The organism is Streptomyces sp. ADMS (assembly GCF_033441795.1).
Taxonomy (GTDB): Bacteria; Actinomycetota; Actinomycetes; order Streptomycetales; family Streptomycetaceae; genus Streptomyces.
This window is the reverse complement of sequence record NZ_JAVFVX010000131.1, coordinates 1-14,029: the sequence shown is the minus strand read 5'-3', so window position 1 is coordinate 14,029 and position 14,029 is coordinate 1. Positions and strand designations below refer to the sequence as shown.

Below are 14,029 nucleotides of genomic sequence, written 5' to 3'. Positions count from 1 at the left end.
GCGACGGGCCGGCCGGTTCCGGCGAGATCGCCGTGGACAGTGCCACCGCCGCCGCCGCGGGAGTGAAGGTGGGCGACCGGGTCCAGGTGGTCGCGGGCTCCCGGCCCTCCGCCTACCGCGTCTCGGCGGTCGTCGACGCGCCGGGCGCCGGTGTCTTCTTCGCCGACACGACGGCCGTACGACTGTCCGGACGGGACGCCGGAGACGGCGGCCCGCGCGCCGGAACCGTCGACCTGATCGGCCTCCGCACCGCGCCCGGCGCCGAGGAACAGGTCGCCGCCGGAGTCCGTACGAAGCTGAAGGGCACCGGGCTCGTGACGGTCACCGGCGCGGACCGGGGGGACCTGGTGTCGCCCGGAGCGGGCGCGTCCCGCTCTCTGCTGATCCTGCTCGCCGGTTCGCTCGCCGGGATCGTCCTGCTGATCACCGGGTTCGTGATGGCGAGCGCGCTGGCCGTGTCGATCGCCGGGCAGCGCCGGGACCTGGCGCTGATGCGGGCCGTCGGCGCGACTCCGAAGCAGATCCGGCGACTTGCCGCCGCCCAGTCCACCGTCGTCGCGGCCGTGGCCCTCGTACCCGGTGTGGCGCTCGGCCATCTGCTGGCGGGCCGGTTCCGGGGGCTGCTGGCGGACCAGGGTCTCGTTCCGCCCGAACTGCCCCTGACCGTCAGCCCGTTGCCCGCCCTCGCGACGACACTCCTCATGGCCCTGACCGTGCAGGTCTCGGCCCGCGGCTCGGCGTGGCGCACCTCGCGGATGCCTGCCACCGAGGCGGTCGCCGAGTCGCGCAGCGAACCGCGCGATCCGTCGCGCACCCGGACGCGCATCGGCCTCCTCGTCATCGTCGCCGCGACCACCATGTCGGTCGTACCGCTCTTCTCCCCCACGGTTCTCGGCGCGGCGGCCACATCCATCGCGGGCATCCTCGGGGCGATCGGTCTGGCCCTGGCCGGCCCGGCCCTCGTCCGGGCCATCGGGAACGCGGCGGCCCGGCGCACCCGCCCCGACGTCTCCGCACCGACCTGGCTGGCCATGGCGAACATCCGCGCCTACGCCCTGCGCAACGCGGGGATCGTCAGCACCCTGGCCATGGCGGTCGTGTTCGTCCTGACGTACACCCTCACCCAGACCACCGTGCTGGCCGCCACAGCGGAAGACACCCGCACCGGCACCCTCGCCCAGCAGCGCCTCGGCGCGCCGGGCCTGGGCGGACTGCCCGACGGCACGCTCGCCGACGTACGGGACACGACCGGCGTACGGGCGGCGGCCCCGGTGAGCACGACCACCGTGGTGTGGCCGTACAAGATGTTCGGCGACACGGTGACCGAGTCCGGTTCCGCGATGATCCTCACCCCGGACGCGCCGGACGTCCTCGACCTCGACGTACGGGACGGGAGCCTGGACCGTCTGACCGGCGCCACCATCGCCGTCAGCAGCGACGTCGCCCGCTCGCGCTCCGCGCCGGTGGGCCGACGGGTGAGTCTCGTCCTCGGCGACGGCGCGAGGGTCGACGCCGAGGTGGTCGCCGTGTACGCCCGGAGCCTCGGATTCGGCACGGTGGCCCTGTCCCGCGACCTGGCGGCCGGCCACACCACGACGGGGCTCGACCAGAGCATCCTGATCCGCACGGACGGCACGGCGACCGCCCGGCAGGCGCTGGCGGCCCTCGCAGCGTCCCATCCGGGTCTGGCACTCACGGACACGGAACCCACGTCCGGCGGCGGCCTGAACAACGCCCCGCCCGAGGTGTGGATCAACCTGGCCGTCATCGTGGTCCTGCTCGTCCACCTCCTGCTGAGCATCGCCAACAAGCTCGTCGCCGCCACCGCCCAGCGCCGGGTCGAACTGGGAGCTCTCCGCCTCATCGGCACCACACCCCGCCAGATCCGCGCGATGATGCGCCGCGAGGCGGCGATGACCGCGGCCACCGCGCTCACCACGGCCCTGCTGCTGTCCGCCGTGCCCCTCGCCCTCCTGGGCCAGGGCTTCCTCGGCCGCCCCTGGCCCGCGGGCCCCGCCTGGCTGCTGCCCGCCCTCGCGCTCACCGTCACCGTCACTGCTTTCCTCACCGTCGAACTCCCCACCCGCCAGGCGCTGCGCACACCACCCGCCGACGCCGTCCGCGCCCAGTGACCCGGTTCGCGACCCGCGGGCATAGGTACGCGCCCACCGCGGTGGCTCGTGTCCGGGGAGCAGTGGGCTGCGGGCTCTCCTGCGCGAACGCCGCCGGTGAGCGCCGTGACACCGCGGGCCGGCGGCGAACTCGCACTTCCGGCCGCCGGTCTCGGCACACCTCGGCGCGGAGGGCGCCGGTCACCGCCACCGCACCGTCCGCACCACCCGGGTCACGACCGCCGCGTAGCCGACGCCGATCACCAGAGAGGCGAACAGGGCGGTGAGCGGGAAGTCCTCCTGGAGGTGGGGGTAGACCTGGTAGTGCGTCAGGTAGATGTAGAGGGAACCGCTCGCCAGGACGCCCGCGACCGCGCTGAGCGGGCCGAGACTGGGCAGGGTCGGTACCCAGATCAGCAGCGCCAGCCCGGCGATCACGAGGGTCGTACGCAGGGGCTGGTCCTGGAACAGGCCGGGCATGGCGAGCAGCAGCACGGCCGTCAGCAGCGCCCGTTGCCGTGGGGTGCCGGCCCGTGCGGCGGCCCACCCCAGGGTGAACAGCCAGAAGACCACGGTGGGGCTCAGCTGGGGGCGGGCGGACGCCAGGCCCAGCAGGTCGTAGCGGCCGACCAGGCCGACGGCCATGAGAGCCAGCGGCACCCCGAACACGTACCGCCGCTCCAGCCGGTCCAGCAGCGGTACGGCCATGAGGAAGGCGAGGACGACCAGGAAGTAGACCAGGGCCTCCACGAACCAGTAGGCCCAGTCGAAGCGGTCGTTCCCCTGGTCGAGCAGGCTGTTGAGCAGCAGGGCGTTGGCCGGGTCGTAGAAGTCGGTCAGGAACACCGCGCCGGTGATCCACACCATGCTCGGTACCGCGATGCGGGCGATGCTGCGCCACAGGCGCCGTACGCGCTCGCGGCGTCCGGCGTCGGTCAGCTGGAAGCGGGCGAAGTTGTAGCCCGCGACGCCGATGAGGATGTGGGCGAAGCCCTTGACGGTGAAGACCTGGATGTGTGAGCCGACGATGAGGACGATGCCCACGGCGCGCAGCGCGATGCTGGTCTCCAGCGTGCGGCGGGTCCTCCAGAACTGCGGGGTCGTCCAGGTCCGCAGCGCTCCGAGGAGCCCGGGGGCCGGCCGGGCCCGCCGTGGCTCCGGTCCGCCTTGTCCTTCCGGCCCCTCCGCGACCGGCGCCGCCAGGGTGCGCAGTTCGCGGATCGTCCTCGTGTGCCAGTCGGTGGGGAGGTGGCCCAGGGCCACCTCCAGGCGCAGGGACATCTCGACGTAGCACAGTGAGTCGCCGCCCAGGCCGACGAAGCTGCTGTCCTCGGTGACCTCGGTGTGCCCGAGGATCTCCGTGTACAGGAGGCGGAGATCCTCACCGGGGCCGGGCGCCTGCTCCTCCGCGGGGCGCGTCAGACGTCGTACGGCCTCGTGGTCGGGCTTGCCGGAGGCCAGGAGGGGCAGCCGGGTGAGGGCCACGACCCGTACGGAGCGGGGCGGGAGTCCGCACTCCTCCGCGACCAGCCGCCGAATCCGTGTCTCCTCACCGGCGCCCCCGAGCGCGGCCACCGCCAGCGCCTCCCCGTCGCCCGCGCAGTACGCGGTGACGCCGTGTTCCGCCAGCAGGGTCTCGACGCGCTGTGGGTCGACACGCAGCCCGAGGATCTTCGCGAAACGGCTGAGGCGGCCCACGATCTCGTACAGCCCGTCGGAGGCGCGCCGGGCGAGGTCCCCGGTGTGCAGTTCCTGCACGGTCCGGCCGAGGGCGAGGTCGGCCGGGCTCTCGGCGTAACCGAGCATCACGTTCGGCCCCGAGTAGACCAGCTCACCGGTGTCCGGGCCGTGGCCGTCGACCGGCCGCAGCCGGAAGGAGCCGCCGGGTATCGGCACGCCGACGGCCTCGGGACGCTCGGCGGCCAGGTGCGGCGGGAGGTAGGCCATGCGGGCCGTGGCCTCGGTCTGTCCGTACATGACGAACAGCTGCCAGCCCGAGCGGCGCCCCAGCCCGGCGTACCGGGCCACGCGGTCCGGTGCCAGCCGCCCCCCGGCCTGGGTGACGCGGCGCAGGTGCGGCAGTTCCATCCGCTCGAAGCCGGCCCGGTCGAGCAGGTCGAAGGTGTACGGCACTCCTGCCAGCGAGGTGCCGCGGGCGGCGCGGAACTCCTCCCAGAAGGCCGCCTCGGACACCGACCGCTCGGTGAGGACGAGCCCGGCGCCGCGCAGCAGGTGGCTGTGGATGACGGACAGGCCGTAGCAGTAGTGCATGGGCAGTGTGGTGGCCGCCCGGTCGGTGTCGCCGATGCCGAGATACGTGGCGATGGACTCGGCGTTGGCCTGGAGGTTCTCGTGCGAGAGCCGCACCAGCTTGGGCGAACCGGTCGAGCCGGAGGTGCTCAGCAGCATGGCGAGGTCCGGGTGGAGGGTGTGGGCGCTCTCGCGGTGCCTTTCGTCGAGGACCCACGTCCCGTCGGCATCCGGGCGGGCCACGATGTCGGGGCTGTACGCCCGGGTCAGCGAGCGGATCGTGCTGTCGCTGTCGCCGGGGACGAGCAGGACGGGGTGACCGGCGGACAGGGCGGCCAGGTGCGTGACGAGCGCGTCGGCCCTGTTGGCCCCGGCCAGCAGCACCAGCCGCCGTCCGGGCCCGAGGCGCTCGGCGGTGGCGGACACCCGCTCGGCCAGCTCGCGGTAGGACAGCTCGCCCTCCGGGGTGACGAGCGCGGCGCGGTCGCCGTACGCCGCGAGTCCGCGCGCGAACGGCACGCCGGTGGTCTCCGAAAGCGGCACCGCGGGCGCTGAGAGGGGTCCGGAGGGGTGGAGCACGGGGTGGCCCCCTTTCTGCGGCAATGTCCGCATGTAACACAGAACCCTTGACGATTAGGCAAGGTTTACCTTATTCATAGCTTGGCCGTAAACAAGCCATAGCAAGGGCACAGGTCCGCTCGCCCTCGCCCTCCACCGGCATGACGGCGGCGGGCGGGCGAGCCCCTCAGGAAGGCACGAACACCATGCGACGCCCCTCGGTTCGCCGGATCACCGCGCTGGTCACGGCCGGTCTGCTGCTCCCCGCCCTCGCGGCGTGCGGCTCCGGACAGAAGGACGGCGGGAGCGAGGGTGACGCCTCCGCGCTCGTCATCTACTCCGGCCGCAACGAGAAGCTGGTCAAGCCACTTCTGGACAAGTTGGAGAAGGCCGTCGGCGCCGAGGTCGAGGTGCGGTACGGCGACAGCGCGGAGCTCGCCGCCCAGATCCTGGAGGAGGGCGACCGCACCAAGGCCGGGCTGTTCTTCTCCCAGGACGCCGGCGCACTGGGTGCCCTGTCCAAGGAGGGCATGCTGCAGAAGCTGCCTCCGGCCACCCTCGACAAGGTCGACGGGGCATACAGCGGCTCCGGGGGCGACTGGGTCGGCCTCTCGGGCCGTGTCCGAGTCATCGCGTACAACCCGGACGAGGTCGGCGAGGACGAGGTCCCGGACAGTGTCTTCGACGTCGTCGAGCCGGAGTGGAAGGGCAAGGTCGGCTTCGCGCCGACCAACGCCTCCTTCCAGGCGTTCGTCACCGGTATGCGCGTCCTGAAGGGCGACGACGCCACCCGCGAGTGGCTCAGGGACCTGAAGGCGAACAGCGCGAAGACGTACGCCCACAACCTCGCCACCCTGGACGCGGTCGAGTCCGGCGAGGTCTCCCTCGGCCTGGTCAACCACTACTACTGGTACGAGCGGGTCGCCGAGAACGGCGAGGACAAGGTCAACTCCAAGCTGCACTTCCTGCCCGGCGAGGACCCCGGCGCGCTGATCAACGTCGCCGGCGCCGGCATCCTCAAGGACAGCGGGCAGAGCGGGACCGCGCAGAAGGCCGTGGACTACCTGCTGTCGGACGAGGCGCAGACCTACTTCGCGGACCGGACGAAGGAGTACCCGCTGGCCGCGGGCGTCACCAGCACCGTGGAGGGCCTGCCGCCGTTCGAGTCGCTGGAGTCCCCCGACATCGACCTCGGCCGGCTGGACTCCCTCCAGGAGACCCTGGCCATGCTCCACGACGTCGGACTGGTCTGACCCGCCGTGCATACATCGCCGCCCACCCCGCGGACGTCCGGAGCCCCCGCCCCGGCCGGCCGCGAACGCGGGGCGGATCCGGGCCGCCCGGACCGCTCACCCCGCACGTCCGGAAGGACTCGTACCCCACGGAGGGCGCACACGGCCGGCCGGAGGCCGCCCCTGGTCCTGCTCGTCCCCGCCTGCGTGGCCGCCCTCTTCGCCCTGCTGCCCCTCGGCTACCTCGCCGTCCGCGCCCTGGAGCGCGGCCCGGCGTTCGCGTGGGACGTCGTCGCCGACGAGCGCACCCTGGGCCTCCTCGGCCGCAGCCTCGGCCTGACCGCCGCCGTCGTGGCCGCCTGCCTGGTGCTGGGTGTCTCGCTGGCCTGGCTGACCGTGCGCACGGCACTGCCCGGGGCCCGCGTCTGGTCGGTGCTGGCCACGCTGCCGCTGGCCGTGCCCAGCTATGTCGCCGCGTTCGCGTGGCTGTCCGCCGAGCCGGACCTCGCCGGGTTCGGCGGAGCCGCGCTGGCGCTGACACTGGTCAGCTTCCCGTACGTCCATCTGCCGGTCGCGGCAGCGCTCAGGGGCATCGACCCGGCCCAGGAGGAGGCCGCGCGCTCCCTCGGACACGGCCCACTGCGGACGTTCCTCAAGGTCACGCTGCCGCAGCTGCGACCGGCCGCCACGGGCGGGGCCCTGCTCGTCGCGCTGTACGTGCTCTCCGACTTCGGCGCGGTCTCCCTGATGCGGTACGACACCTTCACCCGGGCCATCCACACCTCGTACCGTGCCTCCTTCGACCGCACCCCGGCCGCCGCGCTCAGCGTGGTGCTGGTGCTGATGACGATCGCCCTGGTCGCCGCCGAGGCCCGTACGCGCGGCCGGGCCGGGCACGCCAGGATCGGAACGGGCACCGCCCGCCCGGCCGTTCCGGTCGCCCTCGGCCGGTGGCGGCCGCTCGCCCTGCTGTGGTGCGGGGCGGTGACGGCCGTCGCCGTGGCCTTCCCGCTGGGCACCCTCGGGTACTGGCTGGCCGTCGGCAGCTCGGCCACCTGGGACCTGGGCGGGCTGGCGGAGACGGCCTGGGCCACGCTCGGGGTCGCGGCGGCGGGCGCGGCCCTCACCACGGTCCTCGCCCTGCCGGTCGGGGTGATCGCCGCCCGGCACCGGGGGCGCGGAGCCCGTCTGCTGGAGCAGGCCGCCTACGCGGGGCACGCGCTGCCCGGCATCACGGTCGCGCTCGCCCTGGTGTTCTTCGCCGTGCGCTACGCGTACCCGCTCTACCAGCAACTCCCGCTCCTGGTCGGCGCGTACGCCGTGCTGTTCCTGCCCGTCGCGGTGGCCGCCACCCGTGCGGCCGTGCTCCAGGCACCACCCCTCCTGGAGGACGTGGCCCGGTCGCTCGGGCGTCGGCCGTGGCAGGTACTGCGCGAGATCACCGTGCCGCTGGCCGCGCCCGGCGTGGCCGCCGGGGCCGCGCTCACCTTCGTGGTCTGCATGAAGGAACTCCCCGCGACCCTTCTGCTGCGCCCCACCGGCATGGACACCCTCGCCACCCGCCTGTGGACGGAGACCGGCGCCGGATCCTTCGCCGCCGCCGCCCCCTACGCCGCCGCGCTGATCGTGCTGGCCGCCGTCCCCTCGTACCTCCTAGGCAGGCACCGGACATGAACCACATGAACGACACGCACGACACGCACGACACGAACGCGCTGTGCGTCGAAGGGCTGACCAAGTCCTACGGAGCCGGGGAGCCGATCCTGCGCGGCCTCGAACTCACCGTCCCCGCAGGCGCGTTGGCGGCGGTGCTCGGACCCTCCGGCTGCGGCAAGACCACCATGCTGCGGGTCGTCGCCGGGTTCCTGCGCGCCGACGAGGGCACCGTCAGGCTCGGCGACCGGCTACTGAGCGGGCCCGGTGTCCACCTCCCGCCGGAGCGGCGCCGGATCGGCATCGTGCCCCAGGAGGGCGCCCTCTTCCCGCATCTGAGCGTGGCCCGCAACGTCGCCTTCGGACTGGCCGGCGTCGACCGGACCGAACGGCGGCGCCGTACCGGGGAGATGCTGGAGATGGTCGGCCTGGCCGGTTACGGAGACCGCATGCCGCACGAGCTGTCCGGCGGCCAGCAACAGCGCGTCGCGCTGGCCCGCGCGCTCGCCCCGAGGCCCCAACTCGTGCTGCTCGACGAGCCGTTCAACGCCCTCGACAGCGCGCTGCGGGCGGGAGTGCGGGCGGACGTACGCTCCGCGCTGCGGGCGACCGGCGCCACGGCCGTCCTCGTCACCCACGACCAGCAGGAAGCCCTGTCCACCGCCGACCTCGTCGCCGTCGTACGGGACGGCCGGGTCACCCAGTGCGCCACCCCGCAGGACGTCTACCGGCACCCCGCCGACCCCTGGACCGCCGGCTTCGTCGGCGACGCCGTCCTGCTCCCCGGCACCGTCGGCGGCGACGGCACGGCCCTGACCGCCCTGGGCGCCGTGCCCCTCGCCGCCCCGCCCCACGGGCTCCGGGCCGGCACGGTCCTGCTCCGCCCGGAACAGCTCCGTCTCACCGACGCGGACTCCGAGGGCGCCGTGAGGGGCACGGTGACCGACGTCTGCTACTTCGGCCACGACGCGATGGTCACCGTGGCCGTCGAGGGCCACGACATCCCGGTCGACATCCGGGTCACGGGGGCCCTGCCGGTCCGCCCGGGGGAGGAGACGGGCATCCGTGTCACGGGCGAGGCGGGCCTCCACCCGTAGCGGGCAACGAGGGAGTGTTGCCGCACCGCAACCGCAGTGGCCGAAAATGTGTCTTGTAACGCGTGGTCCGATGCTCCGGAGGGGTGGAGTCCGCCCGCACGGCCGCCTTGGGGGGATGGGAATGAACACATGGGCAGTGCCCGGCTACAACGAGTCACTGGAACTCGGGGCCGGGGCGAGCGGGCGGGTCGTCCTGGCCGTGCACGAGGAGACCGGCGTCCCCGTCGCGGTCAAGTACCTCAGCGAGTCACTGCGCACCAGGCCGGGCTTCGTGCACGACTTCAGGGCGGAGGCGCGGCTGCTCGGCGGACTGGAGAGCCCGTACGTCGCCGGGTTGTACGAGTACGTGGAGAGCCCGGACGGCGCCGCCATCGTGATGGAGCTGGTGGACGGCGTCTCGTTGCGGACCCTGCTGACCAGGGAAGGCCCGCTCGACCCCGAGGCCGCACTGGTGGTCCTCAAGGGCTCGTTGCTCGGTCTGGCCGACGCGCACCGCATCGGCGTCGTCCATCGCGACTACAAGCCGGAGAACGTCCTGGTCGTGCCGGACGGATCGTCCAGGCTCGTCGACTTCGGGATCGCGGTGGACGTCGGCACCAGCGCCGGCGCGGCGGGGACCCCCTCCTACATGGCCCCGGAGCAGTGGACCGGCTCACCCGCCTCTCCCGCCGCCGACGTGTACGCGGCCACGGCCACGTTCTTCGAGTGCCTGACGGGCCACAGGCCGTACTCGGGTGACAACTTCGCCGAACTCGCCCTGCGGCACGTCGATGCGCCCATCCCCGCCGACGAGGCCCCCGAGGCGGTGCGGGAGCTGGTGCGGCGCGGTCTCGCCAAGGACCCGGCACAACGGCCCACACACGCCGAGGCGTTCGTCACGGAACTGGAGGCGGCCGCCGGCGCCGCCTACGGGCCCGACTGGGAGGAACGCGGCCGCGGCCGGCTCGCCGCGCTGGCGGCACTCCTGCCGCTGCTGCTGCCCTCGGCCCGCAGCGCCCCGCGGACCACCACGGACACCGCACGCACGGTCCTGAGCCCGCAACCGGGTCACGGCTGGGCGAGGTCGTGGCTGCCCGGCCGGCCGGGGATGCTCGTGTCCGGCGCGGCCGTGCTCCTGGGCGTCCTCCTGTCCTACGGCATCCAGCACGCCCCGGGAGCGGCTCCGCAAGAGGCGGCGCAGGCCCTGGCCACCACCGGTGCCCAACCCGCCGTGGAGCCGGGAGAGCCCACCGCTCCGCCGGCGTCGCCCGGCTCCTCCCCGTCCGAGTCGCCCGGCTCCTCCCCGTCCCCGACGTCCACCTCACCCTCACCCGGCCTGTCGGCCGCGGGTCCGGCGACCGCCGGTACCGGCGAGACCTCGGCGTCCACCACCACGGCTCCGGCCCAGGAGACGACGCCGCCCAGCGGGGCGACCACCGAGGCAACGCCGACGACGGCTTCCCCCACCGCGCCGGCCGCTCCCGCAGTCAAGGACGTCGCGGTGACGGACTTCCGGCAGACGGGTCCCACGACCGCCACGGCAACCGTCGACATCACCACGGACGGCACTGGGCCGCTCTCCGTCACCGTCTCGTGGTTCACGAGCGCCATCGGGGGAGTGCTGGGCACCCCGGACGGTGCGTCCCAGACCTTCGAGCGCAGCGGTGCGACCCAGTACACCCTCACCGTCGACCACACCTTCCAGAACAGGGGCTGCTACTGGGCGGTGGCGGCCACGACCACTCCGGCCTCCGCCGGTGGCGGCGGCTCGCAGCAGCTTCTGACCAGGCAGTGTGATATTCGATGACCGCTCAGAACGACCGCGTTCCCGCTTCCGCCGAGGACTGCGAGCCCACCCGGAGGCTCGGCCCCGCCGCGGAGTCCGCCCCGAGCGACGAGTCCGGCTCCGCCGATGCCGAGTACAGCGCCACCGTGCTGGGCAGTCACTGGATCCAGCGGCCCGAGCCGGACGACACCCTCGTCGGGCCGCACGACACCCTCGTGGAACCGCCCTCCACGCAGGCCCTGCCGACGCCGACGCCGACGCCGACGCCGACGCCGACGACGCCCGCGACGCTGACGACGCCCGCGACGCTGACGACGCGGCCTGATCGCGTCGAAGGCACAGTGCTGCGTTTCGGCCCCGGGGTGACCGCCGCCGTCGCGCAACGCACGCACAGGACGCTGCCCTCCCTGCCGCCGCCTCCCGCGCCCTCGCGCCGGCGTCTGCGCAGACACGCCCTGCCGGGGCTGGTGCTGATCTCTGTCATCGCGTTCCTCGCCTGGCAGCGCCTCGGGCCGTCCGTCGCGGTGCGAACGGTGGAGGTCACGGCCCGGCCGACGGTTCTGGGGTGCGACGGCACCGCGGACATCGTCGGCCTCGTCGCCACGAACGGCCGCCCGGGCACGCTCTCGTACCGCTGGACCCGAAGCGACGGCACCACCTCGGGTGTCCTGCGGGAAGTGGTGGTCCGGGGCCAGAGACAGGCACGCCTGCACCTGCTGTGGACCTTTGAGGGCAAGGGCCACTACGCGGCCCGGGCCGAACTACGCATCCTCTCCCCCGTCGACCGCACCGTCATCAGCCACCTCACGTACGACTGTCCCTGACCGGCCAGCAACAGCCGTCCCGGTGGTGTCCCCGCGCCTGCCGGCCGGCTTCGATCACGTCGCCCGCGCGGTCATGCCGCAGTTCACGGAGGGCACTTGGGCGCCGCCCATCAGGTCCGCACGCTACGCCGAGCTGTCCGGCGTCCTCGTCCACGCGGCGAACGTGACGCCGTCCGCCGTCCGCCGTCCGCCGCACCGTCCGTCGGCACCCGCCGCACCGCCGCACCGCCGCACCGCCGCACCGTCCGTCGGCACCCGCCGCACCGCCGCACCGTCCGTCGGCACCCGCCGCACCGCCGCACCGCCGCACCGTCCGTCGGCACCCGCCGCATCGCCGCACCGTCCGTCGGCACCCGCCGCATCGCCGCACCGTCAGCCGCACCGTCAGCCGGCACCCCGCCGTCCGCTGCCCGGCACCCGAGCACGCCATGGCCCCCAGTCCTGCAACGGGGCAGGAGAGCGGCGTCTGCTCGCACGCCGACGGCGGTTCCGGGCACCTCGCTGCGGACGGGTACGTGTACGGCGACCGGTATCGGCTCCGTGTATGCGTCGCCCGCGCCGGTCGACGGTCTGTCCGATGTCCCGGGTGCTGCCGGTGCCGTGATCGCCGTGTGCCGTGCCGTCGGGCCCAGGGCGTTCTTCTCGTCTGCCGACCACCCCGGGAAATACCCTAGGGGGGTATATAGTTCCGTGGTGTGAGGCCCGGTAACGGGAACACTGAACGGGAATGGGGATGACGGTCATGGATCACGGCACGCATCACACCGGCACCGCGCACGACCACGCCACCCACGCGCATCGTTCCGGACATTACGGCCCGCACGCACCGGGCGCATCCTGGTCCACGGCGGCGAAGGCGACGCTGCACTGCCTGACCGGCTGCGCCATCGGCGAGATCCTCGGCATGGTCATCGGCACCGCCCTGCTGTGGGGCAACGTCGAGACCATGGCCCTGGCGATCGCGCTCGCCTTCGTGTTCGGCTACTCGTTCACGCTGTTCGCGGTCCGTCGGTCGGGCTTGAGCTTCAAGGCCGCCGTCAAGGTCGCACTGGCCGCCGACACCGTGTCCATCGCCGTGATGGAGCTCGTCGACAACGGCATTATCGCGCTCACCCCCGGTGCGATGGACGCGCACCTGTCCGACGGGCTGTTCTGGTCGGCCCTCCTGGGCGGCTTCGCCGTCGCCTTCCTGATCACCACGCCGCTCAACAAGTGGATGATCGGCCGCGGGAAGGGCCACGCCGTCGTCCACGCCTATCACTGACCCAGCCCTGTCGGGAGCACCTCCTCCGGATCCGAGGCGCGCTCAGCCCTCGGGTGATCGGTCCAGGTGAGCCGCAGCTCGTCGAGACCCTGGGGCGGCGCGGCTGCCGCTTCGGGTTCGGAGCGCTGTTCGAACGGTCCTCGCGCCTGGAACAGGACGGCTCGGTCCCGTCGGAACGGCCCACTGGGACCTGGAGAAGGACGGCTCGCCCACCGGGGAGATCGAACCGCGTGCTCCGGTCGACGGCCGCTGTCCCGGCCGGTTCATGCTGCTGCCCGAGCCCGGCAGCGTCCCACCGCCCCTGCAGACGCGTCTGGTCGCCGTTAGCCAGGCCGGCCGGGTGGGCGCGGCGCTGGACACGGCGGGACCGGCACTCGACCGCTGACCCGGAAGTCCCGCCCGCGACCGTGCCCGGATCAGTCGTCCGGCGCTCCCGGCATCCCTGTCTGCGTCAGGCGGCACCCGAACGGGTGAGGCGGTGGCGACACCGAGGAGGCGCGCCGGTCCGCGGACTGCTCGGAAGCCCATCGCTTCGACTTCGGCGAGGAACTGCCGTCCGGGGAGCGCGAGAACGGCTGGAGCGGAATATGCGGCTGCGAAAAGCCGGATCAGTACCTGCGGGTGGCCGATCTTCGCACCCGACCGGCCCGCGCCGAGGAATTCGCGGATCTCCTCCCTGGAGGTAAAATTGCCGTAAAGGTAGGAACTGGCTCGCTCGCGGTGCATATTGCACAAGTGCACCGCAGATCGTTCGGCAGGTTTTCTTTTCACAGGGGTATCGCGGCTGCCCCGTAGCGGGGTCCAATGGTGGGAGTCAGGCCCTTCGTACCCGAACCGGTCAGAAGAGGCACGCAATGGATCCATGGCTGATCTGGTTGATCGTCGCAGCCGTGCTGGCTGTGGCGGAGGTCTTCACCCTTACTGCCGCGCTCGGATTGCTGAGTGCGGCCGCTCTGGTCACAGCGGGGTCCGCGGCGGTCGGGCTGCCGCTGCCCCTGCAGTTCCTGGTGTTCACCATCGTTGCCGGAGTCGCTGTGCTCTTCGTGCGTCCCGTTGCGCTGCGCCACGTGCTCCGGCCCCAAGTGGAGCGATTCGGCGTGGACGCACTGGTCGGCAGGGCTGCCTATGTCGTATCGGAGGTGACGGGCCTGGGCGGCAGGGTCCGTATCGACGGTGAGGAGTGGACGGCCCGCGCCTACGACGAGACGCTGGTGATTCCACCTGGAAAGACCGTCGACGTCATGGAGATCAGCGGCGCCACCGCGATCGTCTACC

Annotated in this window: 9 protein-coding genes; 8 read left to right on the top strand and 1 reads right to left on the bottom strand. The window is 73.0% G+C overall.

Annotation, left to right across the window (positions count from 1 at the left end):
• The coding region (locus RB628_RS34870) for an ABC transporter permease (protein ID WP_318324640.1) at positions 1-2,132 on the top strand (2,132 nt) is incomplete at its 5' end.
• 180 nt (positions 2,133-2,312) lie between these two features.
• Here RB628_RS34870 and RB628_RS34865 read toward each other — a convergent pair.
• Entirely contained in the window at positions 2,313-4,880 is a 2,568-nt protein-coding gene (locus tag RB628_RS34865) for an AMP-binding protein (protein WP_318324639.1), read from the bottom strand.
• 245 nt (positions 4,881-5,125) lie between these two features.
• Here RB628_RS34865 and RB628_RS34860 point away from each other — a divergent pair, with 245 nt between their 5' ends.
• The 7 genes from RB628_RS34860 to RB628_RS34830 form a co-directional block, all read left to right on the top strand.
• Positions 5,126-6,172, top strand: coding sequence for an iron ABC transporter substrate-binding protein (locus RB628_RS34860; protein ID WP_318324638.1), 1,047 nt, complete (start codon positions 5,126-5,128; stop codon positions 6,170-6,172).
• Between the two features lie 6 nt (positions 6,173-6,178).
• On the top strand, positions 6,179-7,825 hold the full coding sequence (locus RB628_RS34855) for an ABC transporter permease (protein ID WP_412180771.1): 1,647 nt from the start codon (positions 6,179-6,181) through the stop codon (positions 7,823-7,825).
• Positions 7,822-8,901 (top strand): ABC transporter ATP-binding protein, encoded by a 1,080-nt coding sequence (locus RB628_RS34850; protein ID WP_318324636.1) that lies wholly within the window; start codon positions 7,822-7,824, stop codon positions 8,899-8,901. The genes RB628_RS34855 and RB628_RS34850 overlap by 4 nt, the downstream gene beginning before the upstream one ends.
• Before the next feature lie 121 nt (positions 8,902-9,022).
• Positions 9,023-10,687 carry a serine/threonine-protein kinase gene (locus RB628_RS34845; protein ID WP_318324635.1) on the top strand — a complete coding sequence of 555 codons (1,665 nt, stop codon included), beginning with the start codon at positions 9,023-9,025 and terminating at the stop codon, positions 10,685-10,687.
• Complete coding sequence (locus tag RB628_RS34840; RefSeq protein WP_318324634.1) at positions 10,684-11,490, top strand: hypothetical protein; 807 nt, start codon at positions 10,684-10,686, stop codon at positions 11,488-11,490. Before RB628_RS34845 ends, RB628_RS34840 begins: the two co-directional genes overlap by 4 nt.
• A gap of 742 nt (positions 11,491-12,232) precedes the next feature.
• A complete protein-coding gene (locus RB628_RS34835) occupies positions 12,233-12,754 on the top strand; it encodes a DUF4396 domain-containing protein (protein WP_318324644.1) in 522 nt (173 codons plus the stop codon).
• An 854-nt stretch (positions 12,755-13,608) separates the two neighbouring features.
• The coding region (locus RB628_RS34830; RefSeq protein WP_318324633.1) for an NfeD family protein at positions 13,609-14,029 on the top strand (421 nt) is incomplete at its 3' end.

Coding starts and splice junctions, on each gene's coding strand:
- RB628_RS34860 (WP_318324638.1), top strand. CDS start 5,126: ATGCGACGCCCCTCGGTTCGCCGGATCACCGCGCTGGTCACGGCCGGT.
- RB628_RS34850 (WP_318324636.1), top strand. CDS start 7,822: ATGAACCACATGAACGACACGCACGACACGCACGACACGAACGCGCTG.
- RB628_RS34845 (WP_318324635.1), top strand. CDS start 9,023: ATGAACACATGGGCAGTGCCCGGCTACAACGAGTCACTGGAACTCGGG.
- RB628_RS34840 (WP_318324634.1), top strand. CDS start 10,684: ATGACCGCTCAGAACGACCGCGTTCCCGCTTCCGCCGAGGACTGCGAG.
- RB628_RS34835 (WP_318324644.1), top strand. CDS start 12,233: ATGGATCACGGCACGCATCACACCGGCACCGCGCACGACCACGCCACC.